At 58.5% G+C, this 19091-nt stretch carries 18 protein-coding genes; 8 read left to right on the forward strand and 10 right to left on the reverse strand.

Annotated features, from left to right (window positions below; genetic code table 11):
- Positions 1–242: 242 nt before the first annotated feature.
- The 3 genes from AC0L3P_RS31200 to AC0L3P_RS31210 form a co-directional block, all read right to left on the reverse strand.
- Entirely contained in the window at positions 243–2660 is a 2418-nt protein-coding gene (locus AC0L3P_RS31200; protein WP_354129571.1) for a patatin-like phospholipase family protein, read from the reverse strand.
- Positions 2650–3708, reverse strand: coding sequence for a hypothetical protein (locus AC0L3P_RS31205; protein WP_354124931.1), 1059 nt, complete (start codon positions 3706–3708; stop codon positions 2650–2652). The genes AC0L3P_RS31200 and AC0L3P_RS31205 overlap by 11 nt, the downstream gene beginning before the upstream one ends.
- Before the next feature lie 95 nt (positions 3709–3803).
- The gene (locus AC0L3P_RS31210; protein ID WP_354129570.1) at positions 3804–5198 is read right to left on the reverse strand and encodes a metallophosphoesterase family protein; all 1395 of its coding nucleotides are present in this window, start codon (positions 5196–5198) and stop codon (positions 3804–3806) included.
- Between the two features lie 475 nt (positions 5199–5673).
- Between AC0L3P_RS31210 and AC0L3P_RS31215 the strand changes: the two genes are divergently transcribed.
- From AC0L3P_RS31215 to AC0L3P_RS31225, 3 genes are read left to right on the forward strand one after another with little or no spacing between them, the layout of a single operon-like run.
- Entirely contained in the window at positions 5674–6819 is a 1146-nt protein-coding gene (locus AC0L3P_RS31215) for a phage tail protein (protein WP_473307906.1), read from the forward strand.
- A 2-nt stretch (positions 6820–6821) separates the two neighbouring features.
- Positions 6822–9734 carry a hypothetical protein gene (locus AC0L3P_RS31220; protein ID WP_473307908.1) on the forward strand — a complete coding sequence of 971 codons (2913 nt, stop codon included), beginning with the start codon at positions 6822–6824 and terminating at the stop codon, positions 9732–9734.
- Between the two features lie 9 nt (positions 9735–9743).
- Positions 9744–10205, forward strand: coding sequence for a hypothetical protein (locus AC0L3P_RS31225; protein ID WP_354129566.1), 462 nt, complete (start codon positions 9744–9746; stop codon positions 10203–10205).
- Positions 10206–10305: 100 nt separating this feature from the next.
- On the opposite strand, the gene AC0L3P_RS31230 is transcribed toward AC0L3P_RS31225, so the two are convergent.
- A complete protein-coding gene (locus AC0L3P_RS31230) occupies positions 10306–10527 on the reverse strand; it encodes a hypothetical protein (RefSeq protein ID WP_473307910.1) in 222 nt (73 codons plus the stop codon).
- Between the two features lie 472 nt (positions 10528–10999).
- Between AC0L3P_RS31230 and AC0L3P_RS31235 the strand changes: the two genes are divergently transcribed.
- The 4 genes from AC0L3P_RS31235 (at position 11000) to AC0L3P_RS31250 (ending at position 15056) form a co-directional block, all read left to right on the forward strand.
- On the forward strand, positions 11000–11704 hold the full coding sequence (locus tag AC0L3P_RS31235; RefSeq protein ID WP_354129564.1) for a hypothetical protein: 705 nt from the start codon (positions 11000–11002) through the stop codon (positions 11702–11704).
- Between the two features lie 66 nt (positions 11705–11770).
- Positions 11771–12046 (forward strand): hypothetical protein, encoded by a 276-nt coding sequence (locus AC0L3P_RS31240; RefSeq protein WP_473307912.1) that lies wholly within the window; start codon positions 11771–11773, stop codon positions 12044–12046.
- Between the two features lie 169 nt (positions 12047–12215).
- On the forward strand, positions 12216–13796 hold the full coding sequence (locus tag AC0L3P_RS31245; RefSeq protein WP_473307914.1) for a S8 family peptidase: 1581 nt from the start codon (positions 12216–12218) through the stop codon (positions 13794–13796).
- Between the two features lie 1056 nt (positions 13797–14852).
- A complete protein-coding gene (locus tag AC0L3P_RS31250; protein ID WP_473307916.1) occupies positions 14853–15056 on the forward strand; it encodes a cold-shock protein in 204 nt (67 codons plus the stop codon).
- A 373-nt stretch (positions 15057–15429) separates the two neighbouring features.
- Here AC0L3P_RS31250 and AC0L3P_RS31255 read toward each other — a convergent pair whose 3' ends face one another.
- Both AC0L3P_RS31255 and AC0L3P_RS31260 read right to left on the reverse strand, forming a co-directional pair.
- On the reverse strand, positions 15430–15609 hold the full coding sequence (locus tag AC0L3P_RS31255; RefSeq protein WP_247412147.1) for a hypothetical protein: 180 nt from the start codon (positions 15607–15609) through the stop codon (positions 15430–15432).
- A 65-nt stretch (positions 15610–15674) separates the two neighbouring features.
- A complete protein-coding gene (locus tag AC0L3P_RS31260; protein WP_473307918.1) occupies positions 15675–16166 on the reverse strand; it encodes a helix-turn-helix domain-containing protein in 492 nt (163 codons plus the stop codon).
- Between AC0L3P_RS31260 and AC0L3P_RS31265 the strand changes: the two genes are divergently transcribed.
- On the forward strand, positions 16165–16389 hold the full coding sequence (locus tag AC0L3P_RS31265; RefSeq protein ID WP_473307920.1) for a DUF6894 family protein: 225 nt from the start codon (positions 16165–16167) through the stop codon (positions 16387–16389). The two genes, AC0L3P_RS31260 and AC0L3P_RS31265, sit on opposite strands and share 2 nt — an antisense overlap.
- A 155-nt stretch (positions 16390–16544) precedes the next feature.
- On the opposite strand, the gene AC0L3P_RS31270 is transcribed toward AC0L3P_RS31265, so the two are convergent.
- The 4 genes from AC0L3P_RS31270 to AC0L3P_RS31285 form a co-directional block, all read right to left on the reverse strand.
- The gene (locus AC0L3P_RS31270; protein WP_473307922.1) at positions 16545–16769 is read right to left on the reverse strand and encodes a hypothetical protein; all 225 of its coding nucleotides are present in this window, start codon (positions 16767–16769) and stop codon (positions 16545–16547) included.
- Between the two features lie 12 nt (positions 16770–16781).
- On the reverse strand, positions 16782–17555 hold the full coding sequence (locus AC0L3P_RS31275; RefSeq protein ID WP_473307924.1) for a DUF4145 domain-containing protein: 774 nt from the start codon (positions 17553–17555) through the stop codon (positions 16782–16784).
- A 418-nt stretch (positions 17556–17973) separates the two neighbouring features.
- Positions 17974–18300: a hypothetical protein gene (locus AC0L3P_RS31280; protein WP_473307926.1), complete on the reverse strand. Its 327-nt coding sequence runs from the start codon at positions 18298–18300 to the stop codon at positions 17974–17976.
- A gap of 28 nt (positions 18301–18328) precedes the next feature.
- Positions 18329–18946, reverse strand: coding sequence for a hypothetical protein (locus AC0L3P_RS31285; RefSeq protein WP_473307928.1), 618 nt, complete (start codon positions 18944–18946; stop codon positions 18329–18331).
- Positions 18947–19091 lie beyond the last annotated feature (145 nt).

A 19091-nucleotide genomic window follows, 5' to 3' on the forward strand; every position in this document is an offset into this window, starting at 1 on the left:
ACGCTATGCGCAGCTCAATCGCCCTCCGCACCTCGACGAATTCGAATGACCTCGGCGCCCTGCTCGCAGTCCAAAGGCGGCAAAGCCGCTCCGCTAATTTCGTAAATTCGAGAAGTCCAAGGATTCTCTGCGCGTTTATTGTGGCGCGTGCGCCGCTACTTAGGCTTGAGCGTAGTCGACCGCTGATGCGCACCTGATAATCTATAATCTACTTAGCGCGCTTTCGCTGCGATCGCCGAGTTTCACGGAAACGGAAATCGCAGGGGTTCGGTTCGCGGCTCGTTTTCGAATTGGGCCGCTATGGCCCCCTCGCACACGTCGTATCCAAAGTTGACGAGGTCCTTTTTATCCGCCTCGTTCAAAGGCGCAAATCGCGTCGCGAGCGCGGCAAGCTCCGATGCCCGCGTTGGACTTATCTTTGATCCGTACTTCTCGAAATTTCGGATCGACCAATATGCACCTCTCTTGTTGTTGGTTTCGAGCGCTTCTATAACCTGTCGACGACGTAGAAGGCGAAGCTGATGATCCAGGACCTCGACGGTGCGAACGGCTTGCTCGACAAATCCAGCGATCCCACCCTTGGGTTCGGGGTTGTCCGGCGAGTCTACGCCGCCGTCGCAAACGAAGATCGTCTTATGCCGCCTCCACGCTGCCTCTAGCCCCAAGTTGTCGATCAGGCTTCCTGTCGCCAAATAGACCTTCTCACGAAACCGGAATTCCGCGCTGTTAGGCGGCTCCCACTTCGCCGTGCCCAAGTGCAAGACAAGGGGGGAAAGGGTTGGCGGTAGGGCGTTCGATGCTGCTACCGCGATCGCGATAAGCTCTGGGTAGTCACGAATGATGCCCGTTACGGCGTCGCCGATATAGGACTTGGAGAATCGGAAGAGCGAGACACGCTGTAGATTAGTGGAGCTGAACACGAAAACAGGTTGGTCCGGCAAGTCTTGCAAAGTCTTTTCACCAAACAGAAAGCTCGCCAGCTTTCCGGCCATCACGTCGGCAGGATTGCGTCCCGGCAAAAGGCCGAGCAAACTCGACGTTACGTCAATACTCTGGTCGGCGAATTCAAGCAGCGGCTTGGCGATTACGTCTGAGAAGTTTACGGCGACGCCGCCAACGAAGGAGAGTTCGTTCCAATGCATACCGAGCACGCCGGCAACGACCGATCCGCCAGCCACGCCCGAAACTCGTCCTAGTCGAGCTAAATAGCCGAGGTCGTTAAGGCGCCATACTGCACCGAGATCGAAGAGCATGGCGCGATAGCCGCCGCCCGAGAGACAAAGGGCTATTTCGCGCCCCGGAGAATTCGGAGCTTCATCGGGCTCCTCGCGGGAAGATACCACCTGAGCCTGAGCCGAGAGGCTAGACCGCTGTTCGCGGCGAAGCTTCCAGTTCCAAAGTACGAGGCCGACCGTGTCGTGGCCAATTGCAAAACAAGGTACCACGCCGCCTTCCCCATCAACGACCTTGATCGGCTTCAGGAGACCCGCCGTCAGGAGTATTCCCGTCGTCTCTCCGAAGCCCAGTTGTGTCCCGGCAAGCCTCTCCTCCAAGTCGGCTTCGCTCTTGATATCGGTCGTTACCGTGCCATCAGGCTGAAGTCGGAGTAAGTCGCATAGCGCCTCCTTCCAGAAAGTCACCTCCTGCTCAGCTTTGAGAGGAGGGAGTCGAAGTGCGGTGCCGCGGTCATGTAATGCCTTGTGCACAAAACGTTCGATCGTTCCTTCGACGTTCCCGAGTTCGGCCAGATCGGCGAGTGTGATTTCGTTTGCTTGCCGCGATCGCATCAATGAGTAGAGCTCGCTGAACGCAATCTGCAGAGCACCGAGCCGACCAAGCGGTACTTTATCGAGTTGTTCGATCGCGCTTTCTATTACGTCCTCGTCGATCGTGAAGCCGAACCGCTGTGCAGGTCGCTGCAACGCTTCTTTGATTTGCGACTTCGTCAATTCGCCGAGGTAGTAGTCAGTCAATCCCGTGCCACGGAAGCCCATTCGTAGATGCGAGGCGAATCTGCCAAGATACTCTGTGCGGAGAGAGACCACGATCTTCATCGCAAACCTAGCGATCGAGAACGCGGAAAGGAAATCAAAGAACGCGTCGCGAGCCTTGGATTCAAAGGCGGGATTGGCCAAGGTTAGGACCTCTTCTCCTTGATCGATGATCAAGACCAGCGTGTGCGGGACGATGAGGCTTAACCGTTCGAGCACGCCGAGCAACACGGAAGGATCCCGGCCGGCCGACCGGACGAACGCAGCCGCTTTGACTGCGGCCGGGTCCGGTAGGGCGGCTCGCAAGTTTAGCTTTCGTTCTCCGGTCGGCGTTTGGATAGTTAACGGGTTCGAAGTGAATTCGAATACCGCGTTAGCTAGCTTAGCTAAAGGATCTGCCGTCGAACTGATGAAAACGTCTCGAGTCTTGCCTCTGCGGGCGAATGCGATCCCCGTATCCCCATCTTCCAAATAGGGAATGATGCCCGCTCGCAAAAACGAGGACTTTCCGCAGCCGGTAAGACCGTGAAGAGCGAGAATCCGAGTATTAGAGTCCGCAAGGAACGTCGCGCATCGTCTGATGTCGACATCGCGGCCCGCGAAGAGATGAGCGTCGTCCTCTGTATATGAGGCGAGGCCCTTGTAAGGCTGCTGGCTCTCACTGGCCATGGGGTATCTCCAGCCGTCCGCTTCCGACTACGTCGTCAGAGAAGTTCGTTTGCTTTGAGAGGCTTGGTGCTCCATCCTGGCACATCCGAAAATTCGGGTGCGCGTAGATCCCGTAGACAAGACTTAGAGGGAAATGATCGCGATAGAGGCGGCTCATCGCCTCTCCGAGCGTTTTACCGTCCTTGAATAGCAAGTGGAGCAGCGAGGTGCTGAAACGCAACGCAAAGACGTCCGGAACATCCGTCTCGGTGCCCACAAATCCAACATGCCCGGTCACGCTTGCCGGCAGCAGGAATGTTCCTCCAGGGTCGGCTGCAGCCGTACGGCACCCGTTGATGAAAACGAGGCAGCCCGTCTCGTTGTCTCGTTTGGTATCTGCCAAAATCAGAAAAAGCCCGCTGGCGTTGATAGTGTCGTCGGTTCCAATAGCGAGCTGATTCGGAGTTGCATGACAGTAGAAGTACAGAAGGCCGATTTGCGACGCGCGTTCTTGCCATGAATCCTTCAATGCCTGTTCGGTGTTGATAGGCATACCGTAGCGCTCGTCCAACCAAGCGGAGAAGCTTTTCTCGACCTCCGACGAGATGGTGTCCTTCGCTTTGCCGAAGACAGATGGATGAGCGACTCGAAGCATGCCGAGCGACGATGCATCGCCGACCTGGCTAGGTTTGATTCCGATGTAGCGCACGGTCGTATCGTGGGCGAAGCACCAGAATTGATGATAGGTGTGCCACCATGCTGTTTGCTCAATCCCCCGCCAGTCATCCGGCAAGAGTTCCGGGTCTCCGGAGTACATGAGGCCCCAAGGTACCAATACGCTATCGGCTACTCTGAATTCGATGCGGAAGGGCTCGCCGAGCGAAGCGTAGTATTTTTTGACGCCTGCGGCGTCTTCGTCGCCTTCCATCCTCAGGAACAGCGTTTTGTAAAGCGCGTTTCCCTTGCGCGCCAGCTGCTTGAGAATTGGCGCGGCAGTTTCGGCCTTGTCCTTTAAGCAATGGTTCACGAGCTCGAGAAGTACTTTGCGGATGTCGGCGGCATAATCCAAAACCGCTTGCCTGTTGATCGTGTACGGTTGCCACTCGTTCCACTGTACCCTGAACCGAGTGGGCCCATGCTCGTGGATTTCGACGTGGACCGTCCTCACGTTACCATCCTCTCGCGCCAGACCTCCATGGTCGCATGCTCTTCGCCCGGTTTGACCTGTACGTAGCGAAGAGAGTAGGGGAAGTTTTCGTAAGAGCCGGTCTTCAGAATGTGCCATGGCCGAGTTTTTTCTTCGGGCGCGAAGCGGTAGTAGCGCGTCCAAGATCCGGTGTTAAAGTAGGTAAGACCAGGCACCTTCCGGTCGTGCGGTTCGTGAGTATGGCCCATGATCACCGTATTGACTCCACCAATGGCCGCCTCTGTGGCGCCGACGTAGAGATCTTCGGTTTCGTTGACCTTGTACGCCTCCTTCAGGCTCAGCGTGCCTTCCTGAGCGCCGAGCAGCGCCGCGGACTTCTCGCCGAGACTGGATACGAGTTCGGGGTGCTCGGTGAGATATTCGGCGAGCAGCTCAAGATTTTCGGGTGTGGCTACGAACGTGACGAGCTTCATCGGAAGCTCGAAGCCGCTTCCACGCAAGGCGCGCGTCAGGACTTCGAGCTCGGGGGCGGTAGCTTCGTCCACCCATTTGGCCAACAGTTGTAGCCTGTCGGAGCCGATGGGTGCCTCTATCGTCAGGAGATCTTCCTTACGCGTCGCCGCGATCTTGATCGCGTACGCGAGCATTTTTGCCACGCTGACCGACGCGTCGAGCGGGGCCCAGCCGGGTGTCAGCGCAGATGCGCCGAAGATATGAAAGAAACGGGAGAACGGCTTGACGTTGTCGACGTAGGGGTAACGCGCGTCTAGCCCATTGAGATATTTGATCAGAAAGCGCGTGCCGACGCACTCGTACAAACGATCATTCCCGTCCTTCCCCTTCAGAATGGGCGGCTCGTTCGCGCTCCAGCGATCGTGCCCGTTCACATGGAAAGAATTGACCTTGTCGTATCGATGACCATGTTCGATGTGCAGCCAATTCATTCCGTTTGGGTGATAGTGGCTTTCAAGGCAGAACGTGAGCTTCTTGGAGCCTCGATCGACGCCAACAAACTCCGCGAAGCGTTCTCGGACCCGCGGCCAGAAGAAGTCCGGATCGTGGTTGCCCGGCATGATTACTAGGTGATTGCGTCCGTCCGCGAGAAAGTCCTTCAGTGCAACAAATGTCCCGCGATGTCGCGTCTGAATATTGGCAAGCTTGTTCAGCGATTGCTGCTCGGTGAAGCATAAAGGGATGCCGTCTTGCGTCTCGGATTCGAGTGACGATCCCGTCCAAGGAGATGCCTGCACAAAGTCCAGAAAGTCGCCATTTATGACCAGCTCGACGTGTTCGGACCGTTGCTTGAGATCGGTCAAGAAACCCGCCAGATGCGCCTCCAGCTCGTCATCGAAGTCATCGAGATCTCCGTCACTGATGTGAAGGTCGCTGATAACGGCTAGTAAGCGCTGCATGCCGCTCTCCCTTGCGAGATAGCCATGGTCAGGCATTCGATCATTGCTTCCGTACGGGCGAATTGCAATCATAAAGTGTGAAGATTGAGAAGCGCCAACCCCTCCTATCGCGGGAAGGAGCTCGCTATCAGCCGCTCTGAAAGCCGGACAATTGCCTAGGTCGATGTTCCATCAGCCTGCTCAGAGCTGTGAGGTCCGCCTTGGGTCCAAAGGCCGACCTTTGGAGGCGGATTGGGCCAAGTCCGCTAAGGGCCATTTAACCTCACTGGGCTCGAGAGAGCTCTTGGAGATTGTGCGAAGTCGAACAACAATTCCGCTTCCGCAGCTCGTGGAGGAGCAAAACGGAGCCTGAAGTGTCCCTAATGTTCCGCTAACCACTCCAGAGTCATAATTGATCTCACGGACGTCTAAGCCGCTTCGCCGACGGCACCCACCGCGCAATCCCGCGCTCTTCCTCTCACCCCGCCGGCGGCAGATGTCCTCAACCCCCTACAACCGACAGAATTCGTTTGCGCTTTTCAGCGCTGAAAATCCATCAAAGCAGCAACCCGGCACCGCTCTCGACGCCGAGTTCAATGCCGTCAAGATCGCTGTCGACGACACCCAACAGAACCTGGCCAAAATCCAGGATGACGATGGCGCTTTGAAGCGGGGAAGCGTCGGCAAAGCGCAGTTCGACAGCAGCGTCACACTCGGTTTCGCGGCCCCGGCGCAATGGGCAAGCGGCGTCCTCTACGACGCCAGCATCAGCACGGTCTTCTACAACTCGATTTTCTACATCGCGAACGTCACGCACACGTCTGGTGCGTCGTTCGAAGCCGACAAATGGGATGAGATCGCCGACTTCACCGCGGCCGCTGCGATACCGGACGGCTCCATCACATTCATCAAACTGGCCGACGGCGCGGTGGCCGCGAACAAGCTTGCCGACGGCGTCGTGGCGAATTCCAAGCTCGCGACTGGTTCGGTCACGACGAACAAATTGGCCGATGCCAACGTGACGTACCAGAAGCTCGACATTTTGGGAATCCTCACCCCCCTGGCCAATCTTATGCTTCCGGCCGGCATGGTCCTCCCATACGCCGGCGCTTCTGCACCGTCTGGGTGGCTGTTTTGCACCGGTCAGTCGGTGCTTCGCACTGATTACCCAACGCTGTTCAGTGCGATCGGAACGGTGTTTGGATCGGCCGACGGTACTCACTTCAATGTGCCTGACATGCGAGGCCGCGTGCCCGCCGGCGTCGACGGAGGCGCAGGCCGCCTCACGGATGCTATCGCAGGCATCGATGGGTTGGGCGACGCGGGGGGCGCTCAATCTCAAACGCTGTCTCTTGCGCAGCTACCGATAGGCATCACGGCGACGAGCACGGGCACGACTACCCTCACGGGCACAACCGATAATTATACGGCTTGGACGACAACGAACTCGGCCGGTTCGGCTTCGCCCGGCGGCAGCCAGCTCACTGTTCCAGGGGCGCCCGGCGGGCAATTTGGGAGAATGACCTTAAGCGGAAGCATCGCAGCCGGCAGCGTCAATGTCACTTCGAACAACACCGGCGGTGGCGCGCACTCAAACGTTCAGCCAACGTTGGTTCTCAATTACATCATCAAGGCCCACTGACGGTGCCGCAGATCATCGATTTCGAAGGTCAGCAGCACGAATTCCCCGACGACTTCACGCCGGCGGACATTCAGCGCGCGCTCGCGAGCGTACCGGCCCAGGCCGCGCCCGCCGCGCCGCAGATGGCCGTTCCGGTGACGACGCCGAGCGGGCGCATCTACGTGGCGCCTGCCGACGTGCCGCAACAGCCGAAGCCCATCGACCGCCCCGCGTCGCTGCTCCCGAGCAGCGTCGGGGGCGCCGTGCGCGACTTCACGGTTGGCGCCCAGGGCGTCGGCAAGGGGCTCACCGACATCGTCACCGGCCCGTTCGACCTCGCGGCCGGCGCGCAGAACCTCATCACCGGCGGCATCAACAAGCTGGCCGGCACGAACATCCCGCAAGCGATCCCGGCGTCCAAGCTGGTCGAGAAGGCCACCTCGGTCCTCCCGGGCATCGATCCCGCGACGATGTCCTCGAGCGAGAAGCTCGCCTATGACGTCAGCCGTTTCGGCACCCAAGCCGTCGGCACTGGCGCCATGCTGGCGGCTCGAGCGCCGAGCGTCGCCGCTGCGACAACGCGCTCGGAGACGCCCATCGGGCGTGTGCTCGATCACATGGCCAGGCCATACACGGACGCGCCGGCGCGGACACTGGTTGGGGATACGATCGGCGGCATGGGCTCCGGCGTAGCGGTGAACGGGGCGGACAACTACGTCCCCGAGCACGCCGTCGTCGGGGACACATGGCCAAAGGCGATTGCTAACGCGCTTGCGCCTGTCGTTGGAGCCGTCGGCGCGAACAGCCTCCAAGGCACAGCGGAGGGACTTGCGGGCCTAATTCGAAACATCGCGACAAAGTCCTTTGGCTCCGCCTCTGCGCCGATCCCGCTCAATCCGAACACCAAGGCGCCGTACAGCAGCGCTGACGTTGACCGCGCAGCCGCCAAGATCCAAGGCACCGCGTCTGGCTCGCCCCGTGCGCTGGCGCAGGACATACGCGAGAATGCGGCAGCGTTGTCGAAGCCGACTGAGGCAGGAGTCGAGCCGTTGCAAGGCTCGGCCATGCCGACTTCAGGCCTCCTTTCACGCGATCCTGGTCTTATCGCCGCGGAGCAGGGCGCGCGCCTCAAGTCTTCACCTGACTTCGTCAAGCGCGACCAGAATGTCAAAGCCGCAGCCGCAGAGCGCGTCGAAGCTGTGCGGGACCCGGAGGCTGACCTGGGTGCCGTGATGCGCCGCGCTGCGCAGGCGCGTGAGGAGCGAATGGGCGCCGCGGAGAGCGACATCCTCCAACGGGAGGATGCGACCCGAACTGTTGATCAAATCCGGGCAGACCAAGGGGAACCGCTCAGCGCGCTCGCGAACAGCGAAGCCAAGGCAAATGCTTCGCGACGACTGGATGAAGCCCTGGTAGACCGAACCTACATCCCGGCTCGAGCCGAGAAGAACCGGCTGTTCGATACAGCGGCCGGGCGGCATGAGGAGCTCCCCGCAGACGAGATATTTGGCGCAATCGATCGCGTCCGCCGTCAGGCAAGCGGGCTGGCCCCAGGCGTGCTGCCAGAGGACTTCATGCGGCGGCTGAATGCCCTTCGTCCACAGATCGTTGAGCATCCGCCGGAAAGCGGGCAGATGGTCAACGTCGGCGGGCCGGGCACCGCATTTGGCGGCGATCTGGCCGATCTGCGTAAGTTCATCGGCCCGGCTATCGAGCGCGCGCAATCATCTGGCAATTTCGACTTGGCCGACAATCTTTCCGTTCTAAGGCGCGCGGTGAACCGGACAATCGAGGACGCGCCAGGGTATTCAGAAGCCAATGCTAACTATCAGCGCTTCGCTGAGCGCTTCCGCCCGGAGCGAAACGATGAAACAGCACGGTTCACGCGCGAGCTCGATCGTGGCGGGCAGAACGCTGATGGTGAGCTCAACAGGGGCTCAACGCCTCCGAGCGCTACGGCAGATCGGTTTTTGGCGGCGCCGGAGAAAGCAGCCAGCCTGACCCGCACGCTCGATGGGTCACCGGCGGCTCCGGCCGGATACGCGGCGCTTCGCGATTATCTTCGTGCGGACTTGGCCAAGTCGGCCCTCAACAATGACGGCACGGTCAACTCGATGCGCGCGAACGCTTGGGCGCGAAACAATGCGGACGTGTTGGCGCAATTTCCGGCGGTACGGGGCGAGTTCGACGAGATCGCCGCCGCCGCACGTCGTGGGGAACAGATGTCCGCGCAGGCGCGATCGGATCTTGATGCTGCTCGCGCCGCCCGCGACGTGACAGAAGCTGAAATCGATCGCTCCGCTGTCGGCACCTTGTTTCGCGAGGATCCTCGCGACGTCGCGCAGAAGCTCCTCGGCGGCAAGTACGACGCCGGGACCAAGCTTGACGAGATCAACGCGCTTATCAAGAACGACCCCCAAGCGGTGCGCGGTTGGAAGGCTGCTGTATCCGAGGTCCTCGCCGACAAGGTCCAGGGCACTCGGCAGGTGGGCGAGACGCTCGAAGTTCAATTTGCCAGGTTGGCGCGAGAGTTCAAAGATAATGAAGCGCTGCTCGCAAAGACGTTCTCGCCACAAGAGATGAACAATCTCCGGCAGGCGCACAAAATCCTGTCGTACTTCAAGGAGGCGGAGAAGAGGGCGACCGTTGGCTCGGATACCGCCGAGAAGCTCAACATCCCCGGTTGGGCTCAGTTGGCTGTGCGGCATTTCAAAGGCGATCTCGCGGGCGGCGGCTTGATAAAGCGCTTCAAACTTCTGCTCGAGATGCTTCCGTCTAGCAAGCAGAATGCGGATGAAATCGTGCACATGACGTGGTTCGATCCGAACGTTGCAGCCTACTTGCTCGAGAGACCAGTGAAAAATCCGAACTTGGCACAGTACAATATTGACTTGCGCCGCCTCATCGCGGCCGCGAACGCGTCGCGCGAGAACTAAGGAGCTTGCATGCCATCGATCGCAGCTTACGACCTCAGTGAACAGCAACGCACTTTGGTGCGCCTTATCGTGAACGAAGGTAAGCGACCCGAGGAGGCCGCAGAGCTCGCAGGCTATCATCCGAAGTCCGTTTACAAGACGATGCGCCTGCCGGCAGTCGCGGCGGCGATTTCGGAATCAATCCAGCTCGACCTCGCTGTGGTTGGGGCACCACTGGCTTACAGGGTGGCGAAGTCACTGCTGCAGGATGCCAGTGTTAGTGCTCGTGTGCGGGCGGACCTTTCAATCAAGGTCCTAGACCGGGCAGGGCATATTGCGCCCACTCGCAAGGACTCGTCGTCGCAACAAAAGGCGCTTTCCGAGATGTCTCGCGATGAGCTCGCAACGTTCATCGAACGCAATCAAGCGGAAATAGACAAGGTTGAAGGCGAACTAGCGTCGAGGGCGAAGGATGTGTCGTATCTAGGGTAGTTCGGTCGACGGGAGCGCGCGTTGAAGTATCTGGCGTGTGGCCGCAATTGTCGGCACCCCATGGATCGATCCGGCGGCTCGTTCGGCCGCTTTTCGGGAATTATGTCGACACATCTGCGCTAAGGACGCCCAGGGCAGCAGCACATGATTGGTGGTCAAGCCGCGCCACGTTGGTGGTGGTGTGTCCCGCACACCACCAGCACCACGTCGGCATCGCCCACGCTTTCGACATGCTGGCCGTCGGCTGAATGATCGTGTAGTTCAGTGCGTCGATGTGCTTGAAATATTCGCCATCGAACGCGCGCTTCTTCACATCCATCATCAAAGTGATTGGCTGAACGGTTGCTTGCTTGGAGGGTAATCGCATCGCCGACATGCGGTGATTAGAAAGCGGGTCGAGCCGGACAATGCCGGTATCAATGTTGCGGGGTTAAAGTATCGCGTTGCTTGGCCGGTATCCAACGCACTTTGATTGCGAGCTAAAGTGTCCGACCAGCAGCATCCGCCTTGTCGAGAATTTGTTATGAATTCAGTGGGAGAAATCCCAACTTGTTTGCTCGTGTACCGCATCAATGAGCCCCAGAACAGGGGCACTAAAATGAAACTGGTAGAACGGCTGACTTCGTCAGCACAACTGACACCACGCGAACGTGAGGTTGTGATAGCTGGTTTTCACTATTCGATCAAAACATACACGAATATTATTGTACGGAGGTTCAGCCGTCTCAAATCAGACAGGACGAACCTCCTCCGTCGCTAGTGCGCTGCAAAAGTCAAAGTATGGAGGAACAAAAATGTCTGGTTATCAGCAGTCAGCGGACGTGATGGTCCCGCCTGGTACGACCGTCAACCAGATCGTTCAAGCCGTTCTTAATGAGTTAAACCGCCGCCAACCCGCGACGGCTTCCATGCCCGGGACGTCACCTGCTTCCGCAGGGCCGAACCTTAACCCGCAATTCAATTTCGGCATCAGCACACCAGTCGGAAATTTCGGGGTCGGCTGGAATAGCGCTCAGCCGGGACAAGGAGCACTGTCAACTCAGAGTTTATGGGGCGATATTACCGGCTTCCTTGGCCACGAGGGCAAGCAAATCCTTGAAGGAGTTGGTCAGCAAGTCGCGCAACAGCTGCCGGGGATGATTGGTGGCCTCCTGAAGAGTCTGGCCGCGTCGCCCGAGTTCGCGCAATATACCCAACAGGTCCACGCCCAATCTGCGGGTCCGGGCGGTGCTTTGGCGCCGCAATTCGACTTCGCCAACTTCTTCAAGAGCGCAGCCGACACGATTGGCAAAGCAGTCACGCAGTACGTGGTTCCAAACTTACCAATGATCGCGAGTACCCTTCTTGCGGTCGCGTCTACTCAGGGGCCGCAGGTCCAAGCCGGTCAGGGCCAATGGGCGCCACAAAGCTCTCAAGGACCGATGCAAGGCTTCCAAGGCCAGCAAGGCATTGGACAACCGATGCCGCAGGGCTTTGGCCAACAAAGCTTCATGCATTAGGTCGTTTCGGTCCCGGCCGAGCAACACCTTGGTCGGGCCGTTTTCTGGCCGTCGGGAGACAGTAGGATGGCTGATGTCTCAGATAGCAAGAGCTTCACGATCACTCCACGTGACCCCACTGGGGCGGCAGGTCCGGTCTCCCCGATTGCTCAGGCCCTCGTGCAAGCGATCCCAGGAGCGCAGCTCGTAAGAATCGGAACTCTGGCGAATGTCGCGACCGTGGTGCTTCCCACGTCTCAGGAAGCCGCGGCCCGCGCATTGCTTGACGCAAACTGGTCGCTGGACCCGAACGCGCCGCTTAATCTCGGCGGCAACATCGGCGTTGGTGTTGTAACAGGATAGGAGTGAGTCCATGTCGCGGAATCCCTCACGCACGACTACGGCGCGGCAACCTTCGACACCCTTGTCAGGCGCGGAGCCAGGGGACGGCGCACAGGAGGCAACTGCAGAGGTCACGACACGTCGGAAGCAGTACATTATCGGTCCCAAGCAGGCGGCGGGACTGTCCCCAATGGCATCAGAAACCATCCTTACGGCCTTGCAGGCGACACCCGGGGTTCAGATCGACGGCTTTATCCAACTCAGCCGCCCCCAGGTATTCGCTGCGGGCGGGCTGGGTGGGCGCTATGTCAAGGCCAGCATGCCAGTCGATCGAGGGCTTCAGCTGCAGCGTCAGGCAATGGCTAGCAGCACCCTGTTCATGCAGGAGAATGTGCGACTTCAGCACATGAGCGACACCGTGCCATTCGATGTCGGATCGCTGCTGCCCGCACCGGCGGCTGCGACTGCGATCGTGCCTGTGAACGTGCGCGTACTCGGCAGTGACGGCCGTCCCGTCGTGAATGCGATGGTCAGCGCGTATGGTGCTGGCTTCGTTCAGGCAGCCACGGATGGAGCGGGGCTGGCGACGCTAAACTTCTTTGGTGGTACCGTCGACGACCTTGCGGCACTCTATGTAAAGCCCTTTGCTGATTACTGGGAGCGGTGGATCCCATCGCCGTCATTGCGCAGCGATCGCGAGAACCTGGTTACACTACAGCCGCTGGAAAACTGGCCCGGGGCCAACCTGCGACGCGGTCAGCCCTTTGTCGGATGGGGTGAGCGTTTGATGGGGCTGCAGGGCAGCGACGCAAGTCTGACCGGGAAGGGGGCTAAGGTTGCGATTATCGATTCCGGTTGCGACACAAATCATCCCGCTCTGTCGCACATCAAAATTGGACTTGATCTAACTAACCTTGATCCGAACAACAACCCTGACCCGAACACCTGGCGCAATGATGTCATCTCCCACGGCTCGCATTGTGCTGGGGTGATCGCAGGCAATGGTAACAACGGTATTCGCGGCTTCGCACCCGAAGCTGAGGTGCATGTACTCAAGCTGTTCCCTGGCGGCGCGTTCGACAGTTTGATCGAGGCGCTGGTCTATTGCGTGAACCACGAGATCGACGTCGTAAATTGCTCGCTGGGCAGCGATCAGGTCAATGAGGGCGTGGCTCAGCAGATGAGTGAGGCACGCAAAGCTGGCATTGTCGTCGTCGTCGCTGCCGGCAACAGTGCTGGGCCGGTGCAATTCCCGGCGCGACTGCCCACCGCACTCTGTGTCTCTGCCCTCGGTCAAGCGGGGACTTTCCCGCCTGACACCTATCACGCCCAAACGGCACCCTCGCAGCTGCAGCCTGGGATGACGACCGGCGCGAATGGACTGTTTGCCCCGAAGTTCACCTGCCGTGGACGGGAAGTGCGACTCTGCGGTCCAGGTGTGGCCGTCATCAGCTCTGTGCCGGGGGGCGGCATGGCTGCATGGGACGGTACCTCTATGGGAGCACCGCACATCACAGGTTTGGCGACGTTAGTAGCGGCGCACCATCCGATGGTGACCGGTATGGCCCGCAATGCGAACCGCGCGGAGCAAATCCAGAACTTCGTGATTAGTCGGGCGCAGCCGGTTGGCATGGACAGGCAGTTTGTCGGGAACGGCCTTCCGTTGTTCGTGGGGCATTCCGAGCCAGCGCCGAGCCCGGGAATAGCGCCGCAAGCGAGCGACCTGCAGAGCATTGTCAGTCATGCGTTTGACGATGTCCTGACCCATTAAAGTCTGGAAGCAAGCGCGATGGCTTCAGGGGAGATCGCCGTGGCGCTTTTGATTTCGTATTGGCAGCGCGAGTACGGGCTATCGTAGGGCTATTTTGCAGCCGATCAGCTCCCTTCACCGGGTCCAACCGATGCCTGGCGCTGGAGCAATGTTTGCGCTTCCGCAGGCGGAATAGCCAATCCTCCCGATCCGATTGAAGAAAGGAATGATTCCGCACAGGAACTTAGAAGTGCCAAGAAATGCATGCCTTTTCCTTGTCCATCTGTTCCAGTGAGGGGGTGTGGACAGCTATCGTTCAGATTTCATGGGTTGCCGCCGGAGAACTAGCGCTACATTGATCTGGCGATCGAGGATGGGCGCCTCGTCGCGCCAATTTAAATGTCGTCAATCTTGTTTCTGTTAATGGTTCAAGGGCGAACCATGCAAACGGCACTGGGACGGAGACATACGCCGAAGGCGACCTTCTTAGGCCGCATGCTGCAGTCGACGCGAGCGCAGCCGGATCTGGCCGGGCCATCGATCGACAAAGTCAGCCGATAGCTTCACGTTGTGGCTGCACCGGAAGTCTTGGCGACGAGGAGGGAGCTAGCGAAACCTCCAATTTTTCCTCTGCGCGTTCGTTCCTCTAACGAGCGCTCGATGTCGCAAATTAGGGCGGCCTGCCACTGCTAAAACCTGGCCTGACCTCCTCGGTTGCCGCATCCGCCGATGTCAACGGACCATCAGTGTTTAGTCCTAGCAGAACTAGGCTGCGCCATCGCGGTCCATGCCGCGCAGCATGAGCTCGTGGTTGTTCGCACCTATGCGGCTGAAGGCAGAAGGTCTTCGCTCCAGCGTCGCGAAGGTTGATCGAGCTAATCAATGAGGTCCGAAGCGGTCGGGCGACATAGCGATGTGCACTTACGGTTGGATCGACCGACGCGGCAGGGACGCCTGAGCGAAGCGATTGTTCGCCTCGCGTGTGGCCTAGCAGCCGCTAGGATCTGCGGCGCGCACCAGCCTTGCTTTTGTCTGAGTTCCAGTATTGGTTTTAGCTTTTGGAAAGGGAGACGTTACGTGGCTATGGGGACAGTGAAGTGGTTTAATCCGACGAAGGGTTACGGGTTCATTCAACCTGACAACGGCGGCAAGGACGTCTTCGTCCATATTTCGGCGGTTGAGAAAGCCGGCTTAAGCAGCCTCAATGAGGGAGCCAAGGTCAGTTTTGACATCGTGAACAACCGCGGAAAAGACTCGGCTGAAAATCTGCGGATGGGGTGAGCCCACCAACGCGCCGTGAAGATAGGCGCCAAACGAAAAGGCCGCAGCGGCGAACCACTGCGGCCAGCCGGGTAAAATGAAGACGTGAAATATTGCTTCCAGCCCCGGCAAGACAAGCCTAGAGCGACAGTGCGGGGGCGCAATGTCGTCGATGTCACACTTATGGAAAACTTAAACGTCAGTCTTGCTGACTTGCTGACTGAGGGAGGGCCCGCCGGGGCTGGCGGTAGCGAGCCCTCAACCTCTAGCACGAGGCCGCGAGATTCAGCGGCGCATCGCAAGACGAATAATCTGCACCCGAGCGTGTCAGATTGATGTCAAACCAGTATCGAAATTCGGCAGGTCGGTTCTGTGTGAGCCAGCGAGCTTTCAATCACCGCTGATGGCCCAGACCAATTCCCAAGTAGAGCGCCTTCTGACGTAGCGAGCCCTCGGTTCGCTTGGTCATCTTGGCTATTTTCACGACAGGCGTTCGTGCCTTTGAGTGCGCCTTGAGTTCCTTGACGTCGGACGTGGTCCACTCGCGACGAACTACTTGTTTCTTCTTAGGCAAGCGGCGCTCCTTCAATCTTGAGGGCGCGGTCTAACAACATAATGCGCAGTTCGCAAGCAGCGCACTTAACCGATCCATTGCGCGAAGGCGCGCCTGCTGGTTCGGCTTACTCGGCCTCGCTGCTTGCGGAAACGTTGTAACCGACCGTAGACGGCCTGGCGACTGCGACCCAAGCGCTCGCCAAGCTCGGTTGCAGTCATGCCCTTATCGAGTAGCGCAAGTAGTTGTGCTTCTTCTTCAGGCGACCACGGGCGGATCTCTTGTCGATCGTTGGACATCGATTCATGCCAGCACAGGCGCTGCGGAGCGCCATCGTACGTCCAAGATCGTAAACGATGAGTTCCAGGTTTGGCGCGCGTTGACCGCAGCAACAACGCTCGACGCCTCCCGCTAGACAGCGTGGTTACGCTAGCTGACCTTGTGCGACGACACACGCGGCGGGTGCTGCGGGGAGGGCACCCAATGATCCGCTTCGCCGGACCCTGTCGTTTTTGACAGGTGCGGGCCGTCCCGACGTGTGGACATGATCGCGTCTTAAAGACGAGGACCGCGGACATGCGACGTTACTACTTCCCGATTTTACACAACGGCGAGACACAGGCGGACGCAGTGGGAGAGCTATTTCGCTCCGCTGAGTTGGCGGTCCAATACGGCGCCCGTGTCGCGCGCGATATCGCCAGCGATCCAGATTGCGACCGTGATGCGGGCACGGTCGTGATCGTGGTTGACGCCTACGGTGCCGAGATCGCGCGGCATAGGGTCGGTAGTGTTACCGACTAGCAGGTGGCATTGAGGTTTGTTGCTGCCCATCATTTCCAAGCCCAAAGGACATGCAGGGCGCCTCCCAGAAGCGCTAAAACCGAAGAAACTCCGCACTAGCGAGCTTCGCGTCTCAATGGAATCCACAACGGCGCGGGGCAGCGCCAGGTGTGCGTTCAGACTACCTTGAACGTGTTACGCCGATCGCGCGCTCTGATACCGCGAGCCTTTCGGAACATCTCAGCGACCAAGTCGTAGGCTTGCTCTCTCGACATTCCTTGGGCGACCTTGATCTCGATGAACTTTCCGAGGCCGTCCAAGAGTTCACGCTCTGCATCCGTCATCTGGTGCTGAAGCGTGTCCATTTCCTGTTTTGGCGCATCTAAGTCGTCGTCTGGCATAGCCTATTATCCTTAAGAGGCTGGACCAGAACTTTCGGGCGGGGCCAATAGCTTCGCCTTCTTAGCCTCCTCAAGCTCAAGTAACTTCTGCGCGCTAAGGGCGGTGATGTCTGCTAGTCGGCGAGTTCGTCTTTCACGCTCAACGTACCAGTCTATGAACAGCATTTCGATCAAATCGATCAACATCTGGGCTTCACCAGGATCGATTTCGACGATCAGATCGACATCCTTCTCCATGTGCGCCCCAATGTTGCCGACACTGCGCACAGCATCGATTGCGTCGACACTCTCATGGGTCACACCTTTCGCTGCGGTGTGGTTGTCCAGTTGCTTTCTAAGTTCCTTGATCTCGTCTATGAGCCGCGATTTAGCGATGCCGCAGTAGTCGCGGATCATTCCCTGTAAGCACCGCCTCGCGAGAGTAGCGCTCGCTTTTGGGCTCAAATCTCGAATGGCGCATGCTTCGAAGTAGTCTTCCCGAAGCGCTTTTGGAATGTAGTCCGGTTGTGGCTTCGATGCGCCTTGTGGCTTCAGATGATAGGTCTCAATAACATTGGTTGATTGGAAGTCGGAGTGGGTTTCCGGGCCGGTGGTCAAATGAGCATTCAGCGTGACGTCGCGGCAGTCCGGGTTGGCGCACGCTGTGACCATGATGTAGAAGCCGAGATTTCCATACTTATTGTTGTCTTGGCCGAGATAAATATCCCGAGTGCGTCGCTGGCCAGCGGTCAAGGTTTGCGGCCGGTTGCAGTGTGGGCAGGTCCAGTTCTTTGGCTCATCCGCCATGCTTAATCCTCGGTGCCGCGCGCGATGTCATAGGAAAGGTCCGCAGAAGCAATTTGCTAGGTTTGGCCCCGAAAGCCGGACAAAATCCAGGCGCAGGCGAGTCCCAGCAAGAACGCGGAAAAAACTGGGACCAATGCAGCTGCAAGATAGCTCACAAGATCGGATCATAAGGGTAAGATCGTCAAACTTCATCCCCGTGCCATAGAAACAGTCAAAGGGGTTGGATCCACCGCCGCGTGCCTTGGCTGCGGCAAAACACTCGTTTTCTGCGGCTGCGATCATGCGGGGAGAAATCACGCTTGCGTAGGTGAACCAGGCGATTGCCGCAATCCAGATCGCGGAAACTATAAGCCAGAGGCGAAACAGTCCGCGGGCCCAGTTCAAGACCATGGCTCTGCAGCTAGGAGCGCCACCGAGGCTATCGTTCATAGGTGCGGCCGCCGGTGCTGATGCCATAAAGTGTTGCTGAGTAAGGAAGTCGAGCGAGAATCGTCGCGTTCTTTGCTATCGCTCCTGCTGTGATCCCTCGGCACAGCAGCGTAACACCTCCGCTATTTCGTGCGCAGAACGCGTCTGGGCTATCGATAAAGGCCAGCCCTTTTGCGCTGGTCCAAGGTTTACGGAGCAAAATGACTGTACTTCCCTCGGGAAGAGCACCGATCGGTTGAACGACAAAGATCGATATGAATTGTGCGCCGATGATCACCGCAACGATCGCAACCAGAACAGATAGCCAAGCTTTCATGAGGCCGTCTCAAAAACCGCTAGGGAGCTCATTTGCCCGCCTTCATTGAGCTCGACTTAGATGTCGTCCAACGGCAGGTCTCTGCGATCCGGTTCCTGGCAGCTGTGACGTCATTCAACAGGAACGCGCCGTCGCTAGATCTTCCTTGGAAACCAGTTGCTCTGATGAACAGCTTGCCTTGGTCCGGGAGTAATTTCATGAAGTCTCGGGCGTTAGGAACAAAGATCGCCCTTCCATTCGTGCTGCCGACACCAGCGACAGTTGCTGGTGGCTCGCCGTTGATCCGGATTAGCAGGTCGTAGCGGTTTCCCGTGCCAGAAATAACGAGATCGGGCGGGATAAAGACGGCCTCGGATTTGTTCTCCCAGCATCTGAGGATCAGCAACGCTTCGCCGGCTTCGCCCTGGAGCATTGCAACGAGCTGATCGCTGTCATCGATCGGGGATTTGCTCTCTCGGAACGTCCACTTACCTTTGACCGGGGTGGGCTCGGTGCTTGAGTCTTGATCCTCGGCTTTTTTCCCGATCGTGTCGAAGCACTTCAATCTATCTGCGTCGCTCGGCATCTTCTTGCAGACCGCGAATGCTAACGGCTCGAACTGAGCGTCAGCCGACGGCGCACAAATACCCGAGATCCAGAGCGCCATTAGGCTGGCTGCAATTATCGTCCTCATTCTGATTCCCCCAGCCTAAATTCAACCGCAACCAAAGGGAGAGCGCAAGCCGTAATGCATCGGTGCGGGTTGGGCTTTAGTGGAAGGGCGCAAACAGTTTTGTAGTCAGCGCAAGGAA

The organism is Bradyrhizobium sp. WSM4874 (assembly GCF_055811835.1).